The organism is Paenibacillus kobensis NBRC 15729 (assembly GCF_004000825.1).
Taxonomy (GTDB): Bacteria; Bacillota; Bacilli; order Paenibacillales; family Paenibacillaceae; genus Paenibacillus_T; species Paenibacillus_T kobensis.
In genome coordinates this window covers 217,111-240,953 of sequence record NZ_BILZ01000001.1, presented here as the reverse complement: position 1 = coordinate 240,953, position 23,843 = coordinate 217,111, and the positions used below count along the sequence as shown (strand labels likewise).

The window sequence follows — 23,843 nt, the reverse complement described above, 5'->3', positions numbered from 1 at the left end:
ATCATTCGGGTATAAAGGTGGTTCATCTATTCATGAATATTCGATCGTTTTTAAGCGATTCGCATCCGAGTGTAGCACAATTTTATACCGACAACCCGAATTTCGATATTAACACTTTCAAATTCACGAATGCATCCGACGTGGAAGCGTTGAACGGGGCAGGCGATCTGCATTCGGATGCTGTGCAGCTGCTTGGCAGCTATCAAAGGCTGATCCGGCTTACGAACGATCCGAAAGCTGCCAGCGTGCTTCTAGCTGGCAGCGCTAACAGCACAGCCGGAACCGGCAACCCGCCGCTGCATTCCGCACTGCAAATTGCGGCCATCAATCCCGATCACTTTGCCGCTACTTATGGGCCGCTGCTGGGCGAGAATGGAGAAGCTCAGGCGGCTGACATTCACGCGCAAGCCAAGCATGTCGAAGCGCAGATGATGCATCAATGGGCGTCCATTTCTCAGCTGTCCGCGCCTCATACGAAAACTTTTGCCGCTAATTCCATCTCGGAGAACATCGTTCAACATTATGAAGGTCTGCCCGATTATCAGCAGATCTTCGGCACACTGAACTATTGCGAGTGCGATGAATGCAAGTCGATCTTCGGACCGGCCGCGTATTTCGTCGATCTAATGCGTATCGCCGACCAATACATTACACAGCCGAACCACACGACCATTCCGGCTAATATGGCCTTGGCCGTACGCCGCCCGGATCTGGCGAACATCGAACTGACTTGCGGCAATACGAATCAGACCATGCCTTACTTGCAGATCGTCAACGAACGGCTGGAAGAAACCGTCCGCACGGCACTCAACATCTCCGGGGATACTTATCAAACGTTAGCCGGTCAGGTATTTCCTTTTAACTTGCCTTTTCAATATCCGTTGGAACAAATGCGCATTTATGTAAGCCGGATGAACGTGAAGCTAGCGGATTTGTATACGGCGTTGGGTTCTGCGGCTGTTGGGACAGCGGCCGAGACGCTGGGGCTGTCCCCTGAGGAATTCTCGCTCATCTCAACTTCTAACCTAGACGAGAAACAGCTTCAAGCTTACTACGGAGTAACGGATCTCAAGTCGTTGAGCGACGTCACGACATTCTGCAAACAGACCGGCCTTACGTTAGTGCAGCTGCAGACGTTATTGAACCAAGATCTTGCTACTGCAGAGATTGAAGCGGGATTAACGAAGTCGTTCTTCATTAACTTCGGACTATCACAGCCTCTGCAAGTCAACAGTCAAGGCGATGCCTTGACGATTGAGAACCTGACCGACGATTCCATGGACCGGATTCACCGGTTCCTAAGGCTGAGCAACAAGTTAGGCTGGAGCTATGCCGATCTGGACTGGGCTCTGCGGTCGATTAACAACGGTGAGTCGTCACTCGATTCGGAGACGCTAATCAGTCTGGCCAAGTTGAAAACCGTCACAGAGCAATGGAACCTGACGGTAGAACAAGCGTGTGCGCTGATCTTCGATGTGAAGACGTATGGATGGGGAGACGACGTACGATCTAATACCGCTTTCGACAGGCTATTTAACGGACCGGAATCCGCTTCATACCATCCTGTGGATGAAGGGAAGAGCAGTTATGCCTTTAACCCGATGTATACCGGCGAATTGTGGCACTGGAAAGCAGGTGCGCCGGATACGGATCATATAAACCTAGCTTCCCGTCTTGCAGCAGCACTCAAGGTTAGCCAAGACGATCTCAATCTACTTGGAGCCAAGTTGTTCGGGGGACAGGAGAGTACAGCATTAACGGTAGGAAACCTATCGGTCCTTTACCGTAATATTTTGCTCATGAAGATGCTCGGCATGACCGCGGCGCAGTTTGTCCTTTATTTATCGCTGTTTCCTTCCTTCACCGGAGGAACGAATATGGATGAATGGATGCAAGCGAAAAAGAATGCGGACCGGCTGAAACGATCACGACTCAACGTATATGAAATGGATTATGTTGTTAACGGCAATGTGTCGGACTTCGTTGACATTCTGTACCGCCCCGAGGATTTAGACAGCTGGTTATCCAATTTACGTCAGCTCCTTGCAAGCAAAGGTACGAGCCTTTCGCCGGAAGATCAGCAATCCCAATTAATCGGGCAGATTGCGGCACTGTTCCGTGTTCAGACGGTGCAAATAACGGGCTTGGTTGCCTTGTTGAACGTTACCGATATGGTCAACATGTTTACAGATCCAGATCGGCAAGAGACGGCAAAAACCCAGATGAAGAAGTTCTCGCAGTGGCTAGTGCTGGTACGCAAATTTATGTTATCGAGCGATGATCTGGCAACTATCCAGAACAGCTTGAGCGCTTTTGGAATTGCAGATTCTTCGAAGTTAACCGCAGCCAATGTACTGGATCTATACGCTTATCAGGAATTGAAAGTACTCTTTGGTGATGTAAAAGGGGCCATTGCGCTTTATATGGTCGCTTCTGTAGACGAAGAAGCAGCGGCGGCAATAACCGGAATTACAGGACTCGCAGTCGCCGATATTGTTTCGATCTTCACGGCGTTTCCGCAGGCCTCCCGCATCGAACGGCTCTATTTGCTGCAGCAAGTGTTGAATGTGATGAAATCGACCGGCGCAAGCTACAGCCTGCTTACACAGGTAAGCGCAATGGCAGGCCAAGATGCCATCGCGCATTGGACGGATTATGCTGCTGCAGCCGACAATCTATTAATGGCATTAAGAGCTCGATTGGGCGGCAACGATTGGGATACGCTGTTCCTTCAGGTTAACGGGGCTGTACAAGAGAAGCAGCGTACGGCACTTATATCGACGGCTCTGAACGCTTTATCGCAGAAAGATGATCTTGGATGGATTAAGAACAGCCGTAATCTATACGAATATTTGCTGATTGATGTAGAGATGAGCGGCTGCGCAACGATTTCTTATATCAAAGAAGCGTTGAATGCCATTCAATTATATTTGCAGAGAAGCAGGGAGCGTCTGGAGCCGGGCATCGTCAACTTCGACATCCCAACGGTATGGTGGACCTGGATGATCAATTACCGGATATGGGAAGCGAACCGTCAAGTATTCGTATACCCCGAGAACTACATCAGTCCTTCTTACCGGCAAAATAAAACCGCGCTCTTCGCCGAGTTCGAGAATTCGCTGAAGCAGGGCGACATAACGAAAGATACGGTGGAAGCCGCGTATCGCAAGTACTTGGACAGCTTTGCGGAATTAGCGAAGCTGAAGGTCGTTGACACCTATCATACGCATGTCACCGATCCGACCCATAACAATGCGGAAGTGACGTACCTTTTCGCCAGGACGGAGACGCAGCCTTACAAGTACTACTATTTGACGCGGGATGAAGGCAATGTCTGGTCGGAGTGGAACGAGATTAAAGTCACGATCAACTCGAACACGGTGTCCCCGGTCTATATATTTAATCGTCTCTTCCTGTTTTGGGTGGAGCAGAAAGCCGTCAAAGACAGCGGCGGCGGCTCTACCCAGCAGAAGTCAGTGAAAGCAACGATTCGTTATACGTTCTTAAATTTCAGCGGCACTTGGGTCGCTCCGCAGACGCTGGCGGAAGATGTCGTCATCTCGGCAGATAACAGTACTTTCATAAAGGAAACCGGGGTTAACACGCTATTCAGCACATCCCAGTTCGATCCTTCCCAGCTGTGGTGGAACAAAGTGTACCCGCTCAAGATCGAGCGGAACAACTATTTGACCCCGAACGTTGGAGCGAACCGGTTCGAGAAGCTGGTGCTGTTATTCGGCCCCATGATCGACATCGGACAATTGTCTGCATTTGACATGCCGGCAGCGCCGCAATCTTCTACGGATGCGCTCCAGCAATTCGAGGATCGTCTATTTACCGTGGCCAGCCAATTTAATTTGGCAAAATACGTAGGGCATGCCGGCTTCCTGCCTGTGTTCCAACCGATCGTCATCAATGACGATCTGCAGCCTGGCTTTATCGTCAACCCGGATGAATATATCATTTCGACCAAGGAAGCGTTGATCAGCCAGACGTATTTCCGTCCTGAGATCGACCGCAGCTCCGGCAGGCTGAATCTGATTGATACGGCTCAGATCTTGTATGACAATTATGCCGCCGATTCCAAACGGAGTCCGTCGCCGGTCCTTCCTGCAAAGTCATTGAGTGCATCTTCCTTTGTTAACGCGGCAATAGGCATCGACGCAACGCAATCGACTGCAATCTGGAACGGACTGGTGAAATCCGGCTATTTCAATGGGAGAGGGCTCGCTACTGGCTCCTTTAACTATAACCAGCTTACAACAGACATAGGCAGCTATCTGAATGGCCAGAGCGGCATTCCGGCGAAAACTTCGTATGTGCTGCAGCAGATTAGCCAGAACATCGGAACCGTCTTTTTGTCGAGCAATATGAGAGGCAATGAGTATGAAGTGGTTACCGTTAAGAATCATCCTGCAGCGTTCTTGTTCAAGGGGGACAAGGAGGCATTCCTGCTCCTCGATACGGATCCGGACGTACAGGATCATGTGCCAACCATTAGCGAAGCGCTGCTGAATTCGGATACGATTTTTACTGAACAATCGTTTATCTCTACGAATTTGAAAATCGATGAGAACGGTTCAAAAGCTATCTATGATCTGCTTATTCAATCCGGATACTTGGATCAGCAAGGCGTCCTGATGAATTTTGCGGATGCCCAAAGTCTGACAGAGTACTTGCAGCCGCAGCTGGAAGACAACACTTCAGCGGTCGTCAACGTGTTAATGAACAGTCCGATGTTTACCAATCAGTCCTTCGTGGCGCCTTATCCGATCGACATTGAAGGAACTGGCTCGATCGAGGTCTTCAATCAGCTCATCCCGGCTTATCTCGATAAGAACGGAAGAATGATGGCGGATATCGATTTCTATGAGTTAAACCAGTTCGTCAACAATTTGCTCGAGGGCCAGCCGAATGAGGATCTGAAGGTTCGGCATGTCATGGATACGTTATACCAGTGGCCTTATCCCGTATCGATCGGCTTCCTCGACCGGAACCAAGACGGCATCGGCAGCATGAAGTACCAGTTCACCGCCTACCGTCTCACGACGGCCGCGGTGCACAGGCTAAGCTCGACGCTCTTCACAGGCGGTATCGATAAGCTGCTTAGTTTGGAATCGCAGCAAATTCCGGTCGAAGCGGAGCTGCTGTTCAAGCGGTTTCAATTCGACAGCCATTACGTCATCGCTCCGGAAGCATCCGACGGCGCACAAGTTGATTTCGAGGGGGCATACAAGCCTTATTACTGGGAACTGTTCTTCCATGCTCCTTACTTCGTAGCAGACTTGCTGAAGACGAACCAGCGCTATCAAGATGCGGAGAAGTGGTACCAGTATATCTTCAATCCGACGTTGCAGCCATTCCAGATTGAACCCGGCGATTTCCAGACTTCGACGATCGGACTGACGAGTTCACAGCGCATTTACACCATTTTGGTCGACCAGCAAATCATTACAGACGAAGGTGAGGTTAGCGACGACTTTACGGAGACGACGCCGATCAATCCGTACTTCAATTTTCTCGACGACAAACAGATCGATTCGGTTCGCAACCGATTGTTGAACGACAAGATAAGCAATCAGTCGGCCCGATTCTGGCAGTTCAATCCGTTCCGGAACCATACGCTGGAATCGTTGAAAGACCAATTGACCAATCCGCAAGAAATTGCAGCTTATAATATGGATCCGTTCGACCCGGACGCAATCGCCGGACTTCGGATTGGCGCTTACGAGAAGGCAGTTGTAATGGCATACATCGATAACTTGCTGCAGTGGGGCGACTCGTACTTTGCCCAGTACACCTGGGAGTCGATCGTGACCGCAACGATGATGTATGTATACGCTTATGATCTCCTAGGACCAAGACCGGAGAATTTAGGGAAATTCCCGGAGCCTGCTCCTAAAACATTCGCTGATCTGCTCGCTCAATACAAAGGAGATATCCCGCAATTCCTGATTGCGCTGGAGCAAGAGGCGCCTGGCAACAAGGCTTTGATGGCTTATGCGCCATTCAATGCGCTGGACACCTACTTCTGCGTACCGGAGAACGAACGGTTTATCGCCTATTGGGACAGGGTAGAAGACCGGCTGTTCAAAATCAGACATTGCCTTAATATCCAAGGCATTCCGCAATCGCTGGCACTGTTTGAACCGCCGATCGATCCTGCGCAGTTGGTTCGCATGGCAAGCGCAGGCGTGAACCCATTGGCCGTGTTGACGTCGGGCAGTCAAGGGGTACCGTACCGATTCTCCGTCCTGCTGGAACGCGCCAAGTCGTTGGCAGGCACGTTAACCCAATTCGGGGGCAGCCTGCTAGCTGCGCTGGAACGCAACGATGCGGAAGGGCTTGCGCTGCTCCAAAGCACGCATGAGAGCAACATTCTTAATCTGACAACCATGATTAAGGAGAAACAATTAGAGGAATTGAACGATTCGCTTGCGTCATTAACGGAAAGCAGAGCCAACGCTTCGTTCCGTCATGACCATTACAGCTCCTTGTATGACGAGAACATCAGTGCGCTCGAAATTACCGATATGACGCTGCGCGGCGTGTCAGCGGATCTTCAAGGCGCATCGATCGCCATTCATGGACTGTCCATCGCCGGTTACTTGGCACCGAACATATTCGGATTGGCGGACGGCGGGATGCAATTCGGCGATGCGGTTAATGCAGGGGCCGCGATGGCGGATGGAGCGGCGAATGTTTTGGACAAAACAGCCGGCTTGATTAGCACAGGTGCACAATATGTCCGCCGCCGCGAGGATTGGGGGCTGCAGCGGGATATAGCTGCTTCTGAGATGAAGCAGCTGGATTTGCAGATTGCTGGAGCTAATGTTCGGGCCGCTATGCTGCAAAGGGAGCTCGATATCCATCAGCTAACGATTAAGCAGCACGATGAGATGGATCAGTTCCTGCGCGGCAAGTTTACCGGCCAAGAACTGTACCAGTGGATGATTAGCCGGTTATCGACGGCTTACTTCCAATGCTACCAGCTCGCGGTAGATATGGCGCTGGTAGCGCAAACCGCCTATCAATATGAACTGGAGCGGCAGGACCAATTCCTCAAATTCGACTACTGGGATAACCTTCACAGGGGGCTTCTTGCCGGGGAAGGATTGCTGCTTTCCTTGAATCAGATGGAGAAATCCTATCTGTTTAACAACTCGAGAGACTTAGAATTGGAGAAGACAGTGTCCTTGCTCCATCTCGATCCAGTTAAATTTATTGCATTTAAAGGGGGGATTCCGGGCAGTACGGGAACACAAGGCAAGCTTGATTTTGAATTCACCGAGAAGCTGTTCGACTTTGACTTCCCTGGCCATTACTGCCGTAAAATTAAGTCTATATCGATATCCATACCGGCTGTAGTCGGACCTTATCAGAACATCAATGCAACACTGGTTCAAAAGCAAAATGCAGTCGTCGTTCAACCCTCCGACGGGTCGGCAGTTAAGTATCTCTTGAAACAAACAGATTCGGTTCCGGGATCGGATGTGTTAAGGCAAAATCAAACGTCGCAGCAGGTTGCCGTTACTCGCGGTATGAACGATTCCGGGCTGTTCGTTCTCGACTTTAAGGATGACCGGTATTTGCCTTTCGAAGGGACGGGGGCGGTTTCCTCGTGGACGTTGAACCTTCCGCCGGAAACGAATCGCTTCGATTTCAACAATATCTCGGATATCGTAGTCAAGATTCAATACACGGCTAGAGACGGCGGGGCTCCGTTCGCCGACCAAGTCAAACAAATGCTGCATGGCAACGAAGTGCCATATCCGTACACGCCAGCCAAAATTATCGACCTGAAGCAAGCTTTCCCGAGTGATTGGTTTGCTTTGTTCAGTCAGCCGGCAAGCGGGGGCGTGCAGCAGATCAGCTTCCCAATAACGGACCGCACCATTTTGACCCATCTGTCAGATGTAAGCTTGCTGTCCGCCACCATTCTTATTGGAACATCGAATATGTCGACGGTGTCCGATAAGGACAAGGGCACACCGTTCTTGAACTTGAAGCTGGGGGATAATGCTGCGATTCCTATTAACGTCACGAACAATTCGGGGATTTGCGATCTAAGCAATATCACGGGTACTGGATTTAATGCCACACTGACATTTACGTTATCGAATACACCGGACTCGCTTCTGTTGAATGGGGCGTTAAATCCGGATGCCTTTTCGGGAATTACCGTTATTATGACCTATCAATCGAACGTATTCGCGAAGACCAACACAACTAATTAAATGAAAAGAGGTTATGAGGAATGGAATGTATAGATTCTCTTAAACTTAACTTAGGTGCGGCACAAAATTTAACGGATGTCGATTGGTCGAAAGTGGATCCGACGGCTATTAACAACAATACGTTTTCACTCGGCAACCCATTCTATCTCGTATGTCCAGGACAGCATTGTCAGGACAATGTCAATTTCTCGCCCCAGGCGCACCGTATTTGCCAATGTACGGATATTAACGGAAACTCGATCCCGGGCTGCTCGCCGCATGATTATCTGTATCCGTTCGCTGCTCAGGTATGCTTTAACACAGCCAATCCTTCCGATATGAGCCACGCAACACTTGGCAATAGAGGCTGCATGAATTTGGGCGATACGTGGAACGTGGTTACTTGCTACTGCTGCTGCTCCTGCTTCGCCCATGGCACCCAAATCGGTACGCCAGACGGCACCAATGCCATCGAGAAATTCAGTGTCGGCGACAAAGTCATTACAGCCAGCGTGCAGCTGGGAGCACAAGGCCTCCAGCTGGAGTGGAAGAAAGCGAAGCTGAACTTCAGTAATGGTACCGGTCCGCAAAGCCATCAACCGGCCATGATCTTTATCCGCTTCGGCGGTCACGGCAGCATTGTTGTTACGCCGGACCATCTGTTCCTATTGCCAAGCGGCAAGATGAAACGTGCCGACCGTCTCGTACCGGGCAAAGATATGCTCGTCTCCTATAACGGTACGGAGGTCGAAATTAACGAAATCAGCGTCGGTGAATATACAGGCGGCGTGCATCATATTGCGACGGATGTTTCCTTCAGCGGTTCGCTGGATGGTCACTTGCTGCTGTCCGAGGGATTAGTATCCGGCGATTTCAATCTGCAAATCCATCAGCGGGATCTTGTAAGCAGCGGTCTGGTGGAGGATGCAGACGATCATCCAATCGTAGGAACCAAAGAGTACGAGGCCGCTCATTCCCACTTAGTCACCGGTACTTATATGTCTTTCAGTGCCCCAACGCTTCAGGCATCGGATGCTTCTGCTCCTGTAGCGGATGCGAATCAGAGCAAATTTTATGTACACGGATCGAATGTGGCGTTCGTGCCGGACAATGCGGCATCCTTCATCAGCCCGCTGCAAGCGATTGATGTCAACGATAATGCAGACCGGTGGAACTTTACGGAAGTCAGCATTGGCAATGCGATGGTCAAATATTTGATCAACCTATTCCAAGGCTTCAATCCGGACATTACGTTCTATCACGACATTGGACGTCTTGAGCCGAATGCTTATGCCTTCACCCAGTACGGCAAGCAATATGTTGTGCTTTCAGGCGGGTTGACGCGTATTAAAGGACTTGGGATGGAAGGTATGGCATTCATCCTAGCGAACATGGTGAGCCGTCTCCAGAAGAGCGCACCATTGAACGCAGACGGATTCACAACGGTCGGCATGAGCGACTACTATACACCGGCTATTCTGCAAAATATGTTCTTCGGCTCGCTCTACGCGCCATTGATGACAAGCGCACTGCAACAAATCCAAAATGTAATCATTAACAACATTAATGTTAAGTTGCATGATGCCTTTGAAACGGATCCTTACCAGCCGACAACAGGCACCCGTATGGATGCGGTTGAAGCTGGCAACAGTATGAATTTCCCGCCTAACGGCATTGGCGGTCCTGAAGCGAACGGCTTGAAAGTGATCGGAGCGAAAGTAACCGGACCGACGATCAGCGCGTCTTCGCTGGTTACGGCAGATATTACGTCTGACATCGCGGCGGAGGCATTCAAGCTGCTGCAAGATCATAAAATAGTGGATGAATCCGGATTGATCGCGGCTGATTTCTCGGTGTCGACCGATTTGTCGTTCTTGTTCGCTGATCTGACAGAAGAAAAGAAAAACTATTTAACGGAAGAAGTGCGCTATACCTTGCTGCATACCAGCTCCACGGTTGAATTGCAGTTCAACACGGCCGTCAAAGCGCTGAGCATGGCGGATGAAGACGATTTCTCCATCGACCCTGATTCGGCTATTACAGCTGTAACGCCTGGCAGCACTAAATCTTCGGTATTGTTGAAGGTTGTGCTGGAAAGAGGAACCGCCTATACGGTATCGGTCACGAGAGCGCTCACTTCCGACATCGGCTCGACCTTGGACCCAGACGCTTCGACGGCACAAGTGCAGTTGGATTAAGCGTTACAATATCAACTGAACAGAGGGGAATTGCTATGAATCCGGGTGACCAAGCAATTACGGGGACGATAGAAGAGCAGTGTAGGCAATTCGGAAGCATCCTAGGTCTGAACCGTCCAGTGTCGGAACAGGTTCTTCGCGCCGCTGTTCATGATCCCAATTATGCGCACAATTTATTAGCTGCTCGCAGGTCAGAGATGTTCTTGAACCATTTGTTGAACAACCCGCCGAGAGTGGATATGGGCAATACGGCTGCCTCGCCAGGATCGGCTAACGTTCCTGCCGCTCATTCCAATACGGAATTGGCGGTGAAAGCTGGTCAAGCGTTATGGAAGTGGGCGAAAGCGGGATTTTCCACTGTGGATGACGAAGTCTACCGGAGACGGATAACCGCATGCATGGCATGCCCGCATAGTCAAAGCAAACCGGATAAGCTGCTGTACAAGGCGATGTCCGCTGCTTCTTCCGCTAGCGCCAATTCGGCAGGTATTGCAGAGAAGATATGCGGCAAGTGCGGCTGTGTGCTTTCGAAGAAAACGAGGCTTCCGACGGAATCCTGTCCGGATAATCACCCTGTGCTGGCTGGATTGACTCGTTGGGGAGAGCCTATACCAGTCCAATAACGATCGATAGATGAAGAGATTTACTTTCACTAGCCGCCATGTCCCATGGCGGCTAGTACAATTAAGAGACTCAAAACGGTTCAAATCGACACCTTATCAACGTTGTCGACAAAACTTTCTATTGTTCGCTATTTACATAATTAGTTATAAATAGTACTTTTAGATTGCTAGAACATGTTGTTTTACAGAGTGCTGCGCAGCTTCCGTAAATCGTGTATAGCTCAAATCCATATCCCAGTTCGTACACATTTAAGGAGTTGAATTTATGAGAAAACTGTTCATTTCCCGAAGCGTTCGTATGATGATCGCTTGCTTGATGCTATTCGTATTCCTTCTTCCGGCATCTGCTTTTGCTGCCAACCAAGGAAATTATATTACGAATGCCAATAATACTTCGTTTGCCAAAGGCGACTATCTCCTTTCCCAGAACGGCCTGTATAAAGCGATCTGGCAGGATGACGGTAATTTCGTTATCTACCGGACTTACAACGGCAAATCGATGTGGTCCAGCAGTACGAATGGGAAAGGTGCGAACCAGTTCATATTCCAAAGCGACGGGAACTTGGTCATCTATAGCAACACAAAGGTTGTCTATCAAAACGTCTATGAATATGCTTATCGGTTCGATCCGTTTACCGGCACATACGCTTGGGGTTGGGGATATACTTTGAAACCGGTTGTTGTCACGACTACGACACCAGTCGCCATCTGGGCCTCGAACACCGGCGGCACTGGCGCAGGCAACACCCTTGTCATGCAAGACGACGGCAACCTGGTCATTTATAACGCGACCGGCAAAGCACTGTGGTCTTCCGGCACGAATCAGTAATATTATAGGCAAGAGGACAATGAACAAAGGCTGCCGAGAGGCAGCCTTTGTTATGTTATGATGAATGCATGTCTTGAGCATGAACCAAATATTTCAATTGGACGATGCAGAAGGGGTTCCGTATACCGAAGGAGTGAGTGTAATGGCACGTGTGTTATTCATAAATGCCGGATCAGAGGGGCATATCAATCCAACAATTGGCGTCGTTCAAGAGCTGGTTAACCGTGGAGAAGAAGTCGTGTACTTCTGTACCGAAGCCTTTCGTCAGAGATTGGAGAAAGCGGGAGCTTTCGTACGAACGATCGACGACCTGAGATTTATACAAGCGTTTCTGTCAGGTGGAAGAACGTATTTAATCGAAAGAATCAACGGCTTATTGCTCACCGCAGACATTGTCATTCCAAGCGTTCTCGAACAGATCGAAGGCGAGCATTTTGACTATATCATCCACGACTCCATGTTCGGGTGTGGAAGATTGCTTGCACAAATCTTAGAACTTCCTGCCATTAATTCATGCACTTCTTTTGCGCAGACCCGAGAATCATTTGATCGAATGTTGGACCAATATCAGAGTGAAGTTCCATTGGAAACCGCCAAACCTATTGTAGAACGATATCACAGCCTGACGGCAATGGTGAAAGAGAAATACGGGGTTGAGATTCAATCTCCTTATGAAGCGTTCTGTAATCCTGCACCGCTTACGATCGTATACACGACCAAGGAATTTCAACCGGATGTCGAATCATTCGATTCTTCTTATAAGTTTGTAGGCCCATCGATTACTCCACGATCTGCTCCGAACAACTTCGATAGTACGGTAATTATGGGCAAAGACCCGATCTACATCTCGTTAGGCACTGTATTTAACCGGGCCATTGATTTCTATAAGCTATGTTTCGAGGCGTTGGGGGAGACGGAGCATACCATTGTCATGTCCGTCGGGACTCGAACTCCAATAGGTGATTTAGGCGAAATCCCTGATAACTTCATCGTTCAGAACTACGTTCCACAGACGGAAGTGCTTCAACAGTCGAAATTATTTATAACCCATGGCGGTATGAACAGCACGCATGAAGGGCTATATTATGGGGTACCTCTTATTGTCATTCCGCAGGGCGCGGATCAGCCGCTTATTGCCAGACAAGTCGCTAATATCGGAGCAGGCATTCATCTGCACATGGAAAGCTTAACGTCTAATCAGCTTCGCGATGCAGTTGACCATGTCCTGCATACCTCGTCATGCAAGGATGCGGTTACAGCAATTAGAACATCTTTTGGTACATATGAGGGCTATCAGCAAGCGGCGGATGAGATATTCAGCTTTAGGAGGTTCGCCTAATGTATCGAGCAGAAATTGATGATCAGACGTACCTGTCTCTGCTTGAAGAGAGACATTCGCAAGCGTTATTCGATTTAATTGACAGCAGTCGAGAGTCGATACGAAAGTGGCTTGAATTTCCCGACAAAACAAATACAGTGGATGACACGAAGGCCTTCATCAAGCGGTCATTAAACCGGTTCGCTAATAATGACGGATATTGGGCAGCCATTTGGCATCAAGGTCAAATGGTAGGATCTATAGGATTTCTATGGATGGACTGGGACGCGAAACGAACCGAAATCGGTTATTGGCTAGGTTCGTCATTTGAAGGAAAGGGGATTATGACCAAAGTCTGTTCCACTTTCATTGCACACGCGTTCTATGATTTACGTTTACGGAAAATCGAAATAGGAGCGGCAACGCAGAACACCAGAAGCAGAGCAATACCGGAACGACTTGGATTTACGCAGGAGGGGATCATTCGAAACTATGAGGAATTACACGGCGAGTATATGGACCGTGTCATCTATGGTTTACTGCAAGAGGAATGGCTGAGCCAGCGGCGTATACCGTCCGATGGAACACAAGAAGAATAATTGCGGCTGCCGATTGATGTATAATCGGCAGCCGTTTTGTTTGATAGGGGGTCAGTAAATCCTAAGATAGAGATGGCTTAATCATCCTTTACGGTTCTTATAATTTAACTAAGTTCCATTTCTGCGCGTTAGTGCCGTTGTCCGTCCAGATTTGAACGTTCGTTCCGTCGGCTGTACCTGCTGAGGCAACGTCAAGTGCTTTGCCGCTGTTCACGTTAATAAGCTTAAAGGTGCCGTCTGCATTCTGCACGACATTCCACTTCTGCGCGCCGTTGCCTAAGTCGGTCCAAGCTTGCACATTGGTCCCGTCTGCCGTTCCGGAGCCCGATACATCGAGGGCTAGGGCACTGTTTACGTTGATCAATTTATAGCTGCCGTCCGCATTTTGATAGAGGGTCCATTTTTGCGCGCCGGTTCCATTATCCGTCCAGATCTGAACATTCGTGCCTGGCGCCGTACCCGCTGATGCGACGTCGAGTGCTTTGCCGCTGCCGACGTTAACCAACTTGTAAGTGCCGCCATTTACGATAGAGCTGGAAGAAGGAGGGGGATTGGCTCCATCTTGGTAGACTCGGACGTAGTCGACATACATTTTGGCAGGGAAAGCAGTCGAACCGTCCGGCGAACCTGGCCAGTTGCCGCCGACCGCCATGTTCAGCAGAATGAAATGGTCTTTATGGAACTCTTCGGTCGAATTGATGTTGTTCGCGATGTTCGCTTCCTTGAATTGCACGCCGTCGATAAACCATTTGATCGCGGTCGAAGTCCATTCGATGGAGTAAACATGGTATTGGGTGACATCGACGGACTGGCTTGCGCCGCCGTAGGAGGCGTGGCCGTTCACGTCCCAGTGGATAAAACCGTTCGTATTGTTCTCGTTGTTGACATGCTCCATGATATCGATTTCACCGCTCTTCGGCCAACCGACCGTACCGATATCAGAGCCGAGCGTCCAGAAAGCAGGCCAGAGGCCTTGGCCTTTCGGCATTTTGATTCTCGCTTCGATCCTGCCGTATTTGAAGCTCTTTTTGCCTTGTGTTTTCAAACGAGCGGACGTATAGTTCATGCCGCCGTATGATTCTTTTCTCGCTTCGATGACCAAATTGCCGTTCTCAATTCGCGCATTTTCCGAACGGTTCGTATAATACTCCAACTCGTTGTTGCCCCAGCCGCCGCTGCCCGTTCCCGTCTCGAACGACCAATTGTTCCCGTCGATTCCGCTGCCGTTAAACTCATCGCTCCATACGAGATTGTATGCCGCATTCGCCGTCGAGAGAGGGACCAGCGCCGCAACAAGGGACAGAACAAGTATAATAATAGCCAACTTTGGTTTCTTTAATAAACGATTCATAACTAGCCTCCTTTGGAATTATCGCAATTCGCGTCGAGGGTTCACTTCCGAAGATCGGATTACAGAGTTCACCTCCTGACTATTAGTAAATCGATTTCATTATTTTGAAGCGCTTTCACTTGAGAGTTTAACATGCAGTCTCTGTTCATCAAATAGGAAGCGAAGTCTAATCTCGTCATGAGCATTCCGAACTGCTTGCTGTCGAAATATAGATTATCAATCCGCAGCAAAATAACCGACGCCCGTAATTAGAGAACTGGCGGTAAGGGCAATGGCTATAAAAAGAGCAGAAGGAAATCGTGACAATTCTATCGAAATTTACTTAAACTGGGCCATTATTAATAGGTTAACCCATAAAGTGTTGGGAGGTCGTTCGGATTATGGGAGTTAAAGAAATGGTGTTCGGTATTCCGGTAACGAAATCAGGCAATGTCGAAGAATACGACAAAGCGATTGATTGGTATGTCCATGTGTTGGGCTTTAACTTGATTTGGAAGATGGGCATTGCGAGTCTGAAGCTGGACAATGGACAGGAAATATTGCTATTCGGAGAAGAAACAGACGAGAATAGCTTATGGTACGCAAGTGGAAGTAAGCTGCATTCGATACAATTCACAACGGATGACATTAAGGAATTGCGTACGAAGTTGGTTCAAAGCGGCGTGGAAGTCGGAGAGATTACGATGGGCGGCGGCGGTGACCAGATTATGAATTTTTATGATCCACACGGAAATCGTTTCTGGGCAATACAAGAGCAACAATAATAGCAGCGGCAGTCAGGACTTCATTCGTTCTATGGCTGCCGTTGTTTCTTTTTGTTTAGAATACATTAGATGTGCAGATTCAGAAAGGCGGTGAGATGACATGAGGAAATTCGCGGCTGTTTTATTCGCTTTCACCTTATTAACTGCTTGTGCGAATCAAAATAGAGGTGTGCATGAAGCTCAAACTGAATCTCAGATTCCCCAACAGACGGATGATGAAGAGCGCCATCAAAGTTTGAACATTGTGCCAATCGAATGGAAAAAGTTGAAGATGGCAACCACCGACTTGAACCCGGTTAAAGAAGACGACATCCATACGGTAATTAAGAGGGTTAAATTCGAGGATGTAACCGTGTCCTTATATACGAAAACGAATACCGACTCCAATATATTCGCGAGTATTAAAACGACGGACGAGAATCTGGAGATCCCCACATCCATTGGGTACAATGTGGATCCAACTGGTTTTACAATCGATAAAATAGACTTCAACGGGATGCCTTTATACAAAATAACGGGTTATTTGGGTGCCAGTGTTCCTCTAACGGAATACATCCAAATCATTGATGATTCCCCCATGTCGTTCTGGGAAACTGAAAGTTATGTCGATGAATATGACGCAGACATGGACGGGGTGAAGGAACTGATCGCTGCGGCTGGCGGAACCATTCCGGATACGACGATTATTAAGATGGATAACGGGGAATATATAACCGCTAATTTAAATGAATTAACCAAAGGTTCGGCAAGCTTCGACAGCCAAAGCAATCTGTTCAATGTGTACTACGGACCAGGCGGGAAGAAGCCCGAACAATACAAACTTACTTCAAATGGCCTTGAGTTGGTAGGCTATATCGATTGACACGACACCAAACGGTGGCCTATAATTAAAATGTCACCGTTTGGTGTCCAATACAATGAAATGGTTCCATCGGAAATTGGAGAGGGTGCTGTGAGCGATAACAACCAAGTGCGGGATGTGTTCGACGCTGTTGCAGATCCGACCAGGCGCCGGCTCATCAGTCTGTTGTCGGAAGCGCAAGAGTTACCGCTTCATGAGTTAACGGCGCAGTTCCAAATGGGCCGTACAGCGGTATCCAAGCATTTGACCATTCTTAAAGAGGCTGGACTGGTGCAAGACCGGAAAGTCGGCAGAGAAACGCGCTATAGTCTTAACGCCTCACCGCTAAGAGAAATTCAAGATTGGGTCGGTTTCTATAGTAAGTTCTGGAGAACGAATATGATGCGCTTAGGCCAACTATTAGAGGAGGAAGATGAATGAGCTTAGCCTTAACATTAGATTTTCAGTACACCACAACGATCGAGAAGCTTTGGTCGGCCTTAACGGACCCTGCCAAGCTTGCCAAGTGGGTATTAGAGAACGATTTTGAGCCTGTCGTCGGACACCGGTTCCAGTTCCGTTCGCAGCCGAATGAGTATTGGAACGGAATTATTGACTGCGAAGTGCTGATCGTTGAAGAACCAACCCGGTTATCGTACACTTCCGCCGTCGGACAGGAGAAGCATACAGTCGTATGGACGCTCCAGGATTTAGGGGACGGGAAAGTGAATCTTCATCTCGAACAAACCGGATTCTCTAGTGTGCCAGCACTTGAAGGCGCAAGATGGGGCGTCACCCAGTGGTGCGGCGAGCTTGCCAAGGTGTTGGAACCATAACGATGAGCGTATCCAATCAGGAATATATCGTCATCTCTGGCGCGAGGGAGAACAATCTGAAGAATGTGTCCTTGCGTATCCCGAAACGGAAGATTACGATTTTTACCGGCGTATCCGGTTCCGGCAAGTCATCGCTCGTCTTCGATACGATCGCTGCAGAGTCTACAAGATTGCTGAATGAGAACTTTAGCATGTTCGTGCGCACCTTCTTGCCGCGCGTTCCGCAGCCGGATACCGATGCGATTGAGAACCTGAGCATGGCCGTTATTGTAGACCAGAAGCGGCTGGGCGGGGGTTCCCATTCCACGATGGGCACGATAACCGACATTTCTCCCATTCTGCGGCTTCTCTTCTCCCGAGTCGGTCAGCCCGCAGTCGGACCTGCAAGCATGTTCTCATTCAACGATCCGCAAGGCATGTGTCCGGAGTGCAGCGGTCTCGGCCGCAGACTCGGTGTCGATATGGGAAAAGCGCTGGACATGTCCAAATCGTTGAACGAAGGGGCCATCATGCTGCCGGACTACAAGGTGAACAGCATGGATTGGTCGATAATCGTGCAAACCGGAACCTTCGATATCGATAAGAAGCTCGAAGATTATTCTGACGAGTTGCTTGAGGAGCTGCTTTACAGCAAGGCAAGGAAAGTGGAGATGCAGTTCGGCGGGAAAGCCATTAATATTACTGTGGAAGGCATCATCGAGAAGTTCAACAATAAGTATATCAAGCAAGATTTGAAGACAAAGTCCGAGCGTACGCAGAAAGCGGTCATGCCGTTCATCACCGAAGGACCATGCACCAGCTGCCGCGGCGCACGACTTAGTCAGGCTGCACTGAACTGTAAGATTAATGGGCTCAACATTGCACAGATGTCCTCCATGGAAGTTGGGCAACTCATCCGCGTCGTTCGTGAGATTAACGATGCGGTCGCCTCGCCAATCGTGAAGTCTCTCTCGGAGCGGCTACAGCATCTTGTCGATATCGGACTGGATTACTTGACGTTGGACCGTGAGACGGATACGTTGTCCGGGGGCGAGTCGCAGCGCGTTAAGATGGTGAAGCACCTGAGCGGCAGTCTAGTGGATGTCACTTACATTTTCGATGAGCCAAGCATTGGGTTGCATCCTCGAGATGTACACCGGCTTAATTTATTGCTTCAGAAGCTTCGTGACAAAGGCAATACCGTCATCGTCGTGGAGCATGATCCCGATGTTATTAAGGTGGCAGATCACATCGTTGACGTCGGACCTCACGCAGGAAGCCGAGGCGGAACGGTCGTATACGAGGGAGACTACCAGGGTCTGCTGGAGTCCGGCACACTTACCGGCACCCACATGATGCGGCCGCTCCAACTGAAGGATGATTGCAGGCAACCGACCGGCAAGCTGTCCATCAAGGGTGCCAATTTGCATAACCTGAAGAACGTAAGCACCGATGTTCCGACCGGAGTGTTGACCGTCGTAACCGGCGTTGCTGGTTCAGGCAAGAGCACGCTCATCAATGATGTGTTCCTTAGCACGCATCCGGATGCGATCGTCATCGACCAATCAGCGGTCGGCGTATCCACACGCTCGAATCCTGCGACCTACACAGGCATTATGGACGATGTACGCAAAGCATTTGCATCCGAGAACAAAGTGAACCAAGGCTTGTTCAGCTTCAACTCCAAGGGAGCATGCGAGAACTGCCAAGGGCTTGGTGTCGTATATACAGACCTTTCATTCCTTGACAGCGTGAAGCTGCCATGCGAAGTATGCGGCGGAAAACGGTTTAAGGAAGAAGTGCTCGCGTACAAGCTCAACGGCAAGTCCATTGCGGAAGTGCTGGAGATGACGGTGGAGCAGGCGTTAGAGTTTTTCGAAATCAAAGAGGTTGTGCGTAAACTTCAGGCGATGAGCGACGTAGGGCTGAACTACATTACGCTCGGTCAGCCGCTCAGCACGCTATCGGGCGGAGAATGCCAACGCATCAAGCTGGCAAGCGAGCTGCATAAGAAGGGCAGCATCTACGTGATGGATGAGCCGACGACCGGCCTGCATATGTCCGATATCGGTCATCTGCTCAAGATCATGAACCGTCTGGTGGATGCCGGCAACACGGCTATCGTCATCGAGCATAACCTCGATGTCATCAGCCAAGCCGATTGGATCATCGATATGGGGCCGGATGGAGGCAGCAAGGGCGGCCAAGTGGTCTTCGAAGGCAATCCTTCGCAAATCATCCTTTCCGAGCAGTCGATCACGGGAAAATACTTAAGCTAATTTTAATACATGGAAAGCCGCATATCGTGCGGCTTTCTGTTATTATAAGTGAAAATTAGCAACGAATTAGGATATACCGTTAGATGGAAGCAATCAAGGGGAGGAATCAACGTGGAGGTATTTGCACCATTCGTAGCCGGTATTGATCACCCGGAGCACCGGTCTCGGACAGAAGAAGTTTTAGGGTGGGTAATGAAGAGGTTTCCGCAGTTAGCGCCCAAGATCGCTTGGAATCAACCGATGTTTACTGATCACGACACCTTTATTATCGGATTCAGCGTTGCAAAGCAACATTTGGCTGTTGCTCCAGAACGGGCAGGAATCATTCGATTCGCAGATGCCATTGTACAAGCGGGATATGACCATACCGATCAATTGTTGCGTATCAAGTGGGACCGTCCGGTCCATTTCGAATTACTTGAGGCCATGATTGAGTTTAACATCATGGATAAAGCGGAATGCACCACATTTTGGCGAAAATAGGCTGCTGCGTTATGGCTGATTCATATGAGAATGGAGGCAGATGTGTATGCGAATGTATACAGACCCCAAAGGCACGGCTTACGAACAGGTCATCGATTTGGCCATACAGAACTCGGAATATTTTGTTCTTGGAGAAAAGACCCCGATAGAGGCAACTCACAGCCGTTCTTATACGAGTGTGTTGGAAGCACTGAAGCCCTATCTGGTGAATACAATCGTCATAGAAGGCGATAACATAGAAGATGTGGTTCAAATCAAAAAGTCTTATCGCAGTCATGCTTTTTATACCTTCGGGACTTACTATTTCTATAGATGCTGTGAAGAGAGCGGTACTCTTCTAAAGTCAATGGCAAACAAATTGTCGGACTGGAATTATCCTTCTCTCCCGGAAGACTTATGTTTCTTGAAGCAGGGAGGCGGAGATTACCTCTATTCCGTTGTCCATGAACGCATCTACGGAATAGATGTAACGGAAGAAGAAGCAATCGAACTGATGAGCCGAATACCCGGACTTTTTATTCAAATTGAAGCGCACCGGGACTTTGACCGTCTGCTGGATGATGCCATCAAACATCAAACCGACTGGCTGTATATAAGCCGACATGGGCTGAAGGAGCTGCCTGAGCGAATCCGGGAGCTCACCGAGCTGACATTCTTAGAAGTATTTGAACAAGATCTGTATCGTCTGCCCGAAGGGCTGTTCGAGCTGAGTAAGCTTGAACATTTATCCATCATGACGGCAGATTTGGAAAGCATCCACTCATCGATCGGCAAGCTGAAAAACTTAAAGGCGCTTAACATCCAATGTGGAAGCTCGGACCGGCCGGCTCCCGGGTTTCGGGCTAAGCCGAAAGAGGAGATCGGCCTTAACCGCATTCCGCCAGAGATTGGAGAGCTGGAGCGATTGGAGATGCTTACAGTTCAATATACCTCGATCCGGGAGCTGCCTGCCGAGCTAGTAAAGTTAAAAAACTTGAGAGCCTTGAATATAGACAATTGTATGATCGATAGGAAGCCTGAGTTCCTGCAAGAGATGAAACAATTAGAATACGTTCATGTGTCCAAGGATTCGTTGTGGGTAACGTTTGAACCCGAATAATCTTACATAGAAGATCCATGAAGAAGCTGCCGGTACGTTCGGCGGCTTCTTGACGTTTCAAATGGAGTATGTTTCCATCATCTGATTTGTGGGAAGGATGACAGATGATTATGAACGTTAATCACTGCGCGATAGAAGCTGCACATCATTCGTTCGGAGGCTGCCGAGTATGGATCCCGTACAACAAACCTTAATGAACAGAGCATTCGCCACACCGAGCTTGCGGCAAAACATTTTAAACCGAGGAATGATTTACATATATTGCGATTATTCGGGACATCAAGACAGGAAGGAAGGCGGGGTTGCATATTGTTTCGTCCATAATAGGGCCATTTATGTCACCGCGAAGAAAATCGATTTCGAAGATCCGGGGGATTCGGTATACGGGGAACTGCAAGCCATTCTGTATAGTCTTGAGGCTCTTGAAGAAGCCTTTAGGATGCATCGTCCGAAAGGAACCATCGTGTTTACGGATTATAGCCGTATTGCAAAGCTATTCATGGCTTCACGATTATCCAATTCGCGATATGAAGAGATGAGAAACCAAATTACGGCGGCTATCGAAAAGTTGAAGAATCGGTTTGCCGACATCGAAATAACGATTACATACATCAGCAAGCACAAAAAGAACAACGCGTTGCATCAATTAGCGCATAATGCGGCTAGGAAAGTGATTGGGAAGTAGATTTATGCAGAGTAGAATGAGCAACAAATGGATTATAGCCGTCATAATCCTGCTCATAATTGCACTAGGAGCGGTTTTTCTGGTACGAAGAGAAGAGCCGCGCCGCTTTGTCACTGACATTTGGCAGCAGGAGAATAATAGTGATTGGGGCAACGTGAAGGTGCTTCATGTTCAGGCTCAATCGGGCTATACCGTTGTGAAAATCCAATATGAATCGAAGAGCGGTTTTCAGCCTCCGACTCGATGGATTATCAAAGACAGGTCCAAGGTTAAGGATAAAGGAGAAGGTTTTGAGCAATGGGAGGGTTATATCTATCTTGTCAAAAAAGGGATAAGTACCTGGAAAGCTGTTCAATAATTGATTGGAAGCCGCGAATCTCGCGGCTTCTCTTTTATTTATGACATAAAATGTTTATGGCATTAATTGATTGCAACTACTTTCCTCTTGTTTATTAGCACCAGCGATATGCGGAATGATGGAACGGCATGCCTGAGCAATGCCCGCAATAAATCCAAAGGCAGGACCGTGAGAGTGGCTCGCGAGCGGTCCGGCAAAATAAAGACCCGGTATGCTGCATTCGAAATGCTCGCTTAGGAGGGGGAATCCATGGAAGGGTATCGTATCCCGACGGATAGCGCTTAACAGTTCGGGCGCCAGGAAAGGGAGGAGCTCCAGATTGATACGGTAGCCAGTGGCACAGACGATATGGTCGACCAATCGGGTTTCGCCGTTAGATAGGGTAAGAAGCGCTTTGGTTCCGCCATCTTGGGCCTCCGCCCGAACGATCTCGACGCCGCCCGTCTCTTTCACCTTGCCTTCTACGTATGGTTTCAAGAATTGGGCGACGCTTCCTCGCCTCGGCGTATTCCATCGCGCTTGCTTCTCCTCGAGAGGCTGCCGGTAAAACTGCTCAGCCGATTCGATCAGACGAAGACCGGTGACGGCATTATCTTCGCCGGCATAACGGACTTCTTCGCTGCGGAACAGCAGTTCTGTCTCGCTGCCGGCAATGTACAGCAGCGCCGCCGCTTCCCAGGCGCTTTGACCGCTTCCGATGACTGCGACCGAGTTGCCCCGGAAATGGTCGAAGCCGGTTTGGCCGAACGTATGCGTCAGCAGACAAGGAGGGAGCGTACGCATTTCATCGGGTATGTAGCTGAAATGCTGCAGGCCTGTGGCGATAATGACGCAGGCAGCCGATATATGCCGGCCCGTTCGAGTAACAATTTCATAAGCTTCAGAGTCACGCCTGACTTCAGTCGCCAGCTCGGGAGTAAACTCGACGCCAACCTGCTCGGCGAACCAAAAGGCATAGTCAATAAATGCCGGTCGCGGGAAGGGTGATGAGAGCTCCGTCCCGGTCTCTTCACTGAAACGTTCGATCGTCCATCTGTCCTCGCTGTCCGAGAGACTGATATACAAAGGATTGGTTCGAATGAACATCGTCTGCGGCATTTGTTCTTTCCAGAAATGCATCGGCTGTCCAAGCAATACATAGGAGAGCCCTGCGGCTTTGGCATGCGCAGCCAGCGATATGCCGTAAGGACCTGCTCCGATAATAATGAGATCAACTATAGTCAATCACTCCTTGGTCTAAAAAAGCTGAGTATATTACAATACCAAGAATTATAGTTGGTTTTCTCAGAATTACAAGTAAATATATCAGCCGTTGTCAGATGTAAAAAATGAGTGCAATATTTCAAAATATTCTATATAATAGAAACCAAACATATGTTCTGCTG

General features: G+C 49.0%; 17 protein-coding genes. 15 read left to right on the top strand and 2 right to left on the bottom strand.

Features of this window, described 5'->3' with window-relative positions; genetic code table 11:
* Positions 1-32 precede the first annotated feature (32 nt).
* From PKO01S_RS01120 to PKO01S_RS01095, 6 genes are all read left to right on the top strand, one after another.
* The gene (locus PKO01S_RS01120) at positions 33-8,237 is read left to right on the top strand and encodes a Tc toxin subunit A-related protein (protein WP_127529435.1); all 8,205 of its coding nucleotides are present in this window, start codon (positions 33-35) and stop codon (positions 8,235-8,237) included.
* 20 nt (positions 8,238-8,257) lie between these two features.
* Positions 8,258-10,414 (top strand): Hint domain-containing protein, encoded by a 2,157-nt coding sequence (locus PKO01S_RS01115; protein ID WP_127529434.1) that lies wholly within the window; start codon positions 8,258-8,260, stop codon positions 10,412-10,414.
* Between the two features lie 35 nt (positions 10,415-10,449).
* Positions 10,450-11,037 carry a hypothetical protein gene (locus PKO01S_RS01110; RefSeq protein WP_127529433.1) on the top strand — a complete coding sequence of 196 codons (588 nt, stop codon included), beginning with the start codon at positions 10,450-10,452 and terminating at the stop codon, positions 11,035-11,037.
* 265 nt (positions 11,038-11,302) lie between these two features.
* Complete coding sequence (locus PKO01S_RS01105; RefSeq protein ID WP_246070392.1) at positions 11,303-11,866, top strand: hypothetical protein; 564 nt, start codon at positions 11,303-11,305, stop codon at positions 11,864-11,866.
* 142 nt (positions 11,867-12,008) lie between these two features.
* Positions 12,009-13,205, top strand: coding sequence for a macrolide family glycosyltransferase (locus PKO01S_RS01100; RefSeq protein WP_127529432.1), 1,197 nt, complete (start codon positions 12,009-12,011; stop codon positions 13,203-13,205).
* On the top strand, positions 13,205-13,783 hold the full coding sequence (locus tag PKO01S_RS01095) for a GNAT family N-acetyltransferase (protein ID WP_127529431.1): 579 nt from the start codon (positions 13,205-13,207) through the stop codon (positions 13,781-13,783). Before PKO01S_RS01100 ends, PKO01S_RS01095 begins: the two co-directional genes overlap by 1 nt.
* A 97-nt stretch (positions 13,784-13,880) precedes the next feature.
* On the opposite strand, the gene PKO01S_RS01090 is transcribed toward PKO01S_RS01095, so the two are convergent.
* Positions 13,881-15,134: an RICIN domain-containing protein gene (locus PKO01S_RS01090; protein ID WP_127529430.1), complete on the bottom strand. Its 1,254-nt coding sequence runs from the start codon at positions 15,132-15,134 to the stop codon at positions 13,881-13,883.
* Between the two features lie 380 nt (positions 15,135-15,514).
* On the opposite strand from PKO01S_RS01090, the gene PKO01S_RS01085 reads away from it, so the two are divergent.
* The 9 genes from PKO01S_RS01085 (at position 15,515) to PKO01S_RS01045 (ending at position 22,458) form a co-directional block, all read left to right on the top strand.
* On the top strand, positions 15,515-15,898 hold the full coding sequence (locus PKO01S_RS01085) for a VOC family protein (RefSeq protein ID WP_127529429.1): 384 nt from the start codon (positions 15,515-15,517) through the stop codon (positions 15,896-15,898).
* A 100-nt stretch (positions 15,899-15,998) separates the two neighbouring features.
* Positions 15,999-16,760, top strand: a complete 762-nt coding sequence (locus PKO01S_RS01080) for a hypothetical protein (RefSeq protein ID WP_127529428.1) — start codon at positions 15,999-16,001, stop codon at positions 16,758-16,760.
* Positions 16,761-16,850: 90 nt separating this feature from the next.
* Positions 16,851-17,180: an ArsR/SmtB family transcription factor gene (locus PKO01S_RS01075; protein WP_127529427.1), complete on the top strand. Its 330-nt coding sequence runs from the start codon at positions 16,851-16,853 to the stop codon at positions 17,178-17,180.
* Entirely contained in the window at positions 17,177-17,575 is a 399-nt protein-coding gene (locus tag PKO01S_RS01070) for an SRPBCC family protein (RefSeq protein WP_127529426.1), read from the top strand. Before PKO01S_RS01075 ends, PKO01S_RS01070 begins: the two co-directional genes overlap by 4 nt.
* Before the next feature lie 2 nt (positions 17,576-17,577).
* Complete coding sequence (locus PKO01S_RS01065; RefSeq protein WP_127529425.1) at positions 17,578-19,833, top strand: ATP-binding cassette domain-containing protein; 2,256 nt, start codon at positions 17,578-17,580, stop codon at positions 19,831-19,833.
* 111 nt (positions 19,834-19,944) lie between these two features.
* Positions 19,945-20,316: an iron chaperone gene (locus tag PKO01S_RS01060; RefSeq protein ID WP_127529424.1), complete on the top strand. Its 372-nt coding sequence runs from the start codon at positions 19,945-19,947 to the stop codon at positions 20,314-20,316.
* A gap of 46 nt (positions 20,317-20,362) precedes the next feature.
* Positions 20,363-21,415 carry a leucine-rich repeat domain-containing protein gene (locus PKO01S_RS01055; protein WP_127529423.1) on the top strand — a complete coding sequence of 351 codons (1,053 nt, stop codon included), beginning with the start codon at positions 20,363-20,365 and terminating at the stop codon, positions 21,413-21,415.
* A gap of 169 nt (positions 21,416-21,584) precedes the next feature.
* Positions 21,585-22,100: a ribonuclease H family protein gene (locus PKO01S_RS01050; protein ID WP_127529422.1), complete on the top strand. Its 516-nt coding sequence runs from the start codon at positions 21,585-21,587 to the stop codon at positions 22,098-22,100.
* Between the two features lie 16 nt (positions 22,101-22,116).
* On the top strand, positions 22,117-22,458 hold the full coding sequence (locus tag PKO01S_RS01045) for a hypothetical protein (RefSeq protein WP_127529421.1): 342 nt from the start codon (positions 22,117-22,119) through the stop codon (positions 22,456-22,458).
* A 54-nt stretch (positions 22,459-22,512) separates the two neighbouring features.
* Here PKO01S_RS01045 and PKO01S_RS01040 read toward each other — a convergent pair whose 3' ends face one another.
* Positions 22,513-23,682, bottom strand: coding sequence for an NAD(P)-binding domain-containing protein (locus PKO01S_RS01040; protein ID WP_127529420.1), 1,170 nt, complete (start codon positions 23,680-23,682; stop codon positions 22,513-22,515).
* Between the last annotated feature and the right edge of the window lie 161 nt (positions 23,683-23,843).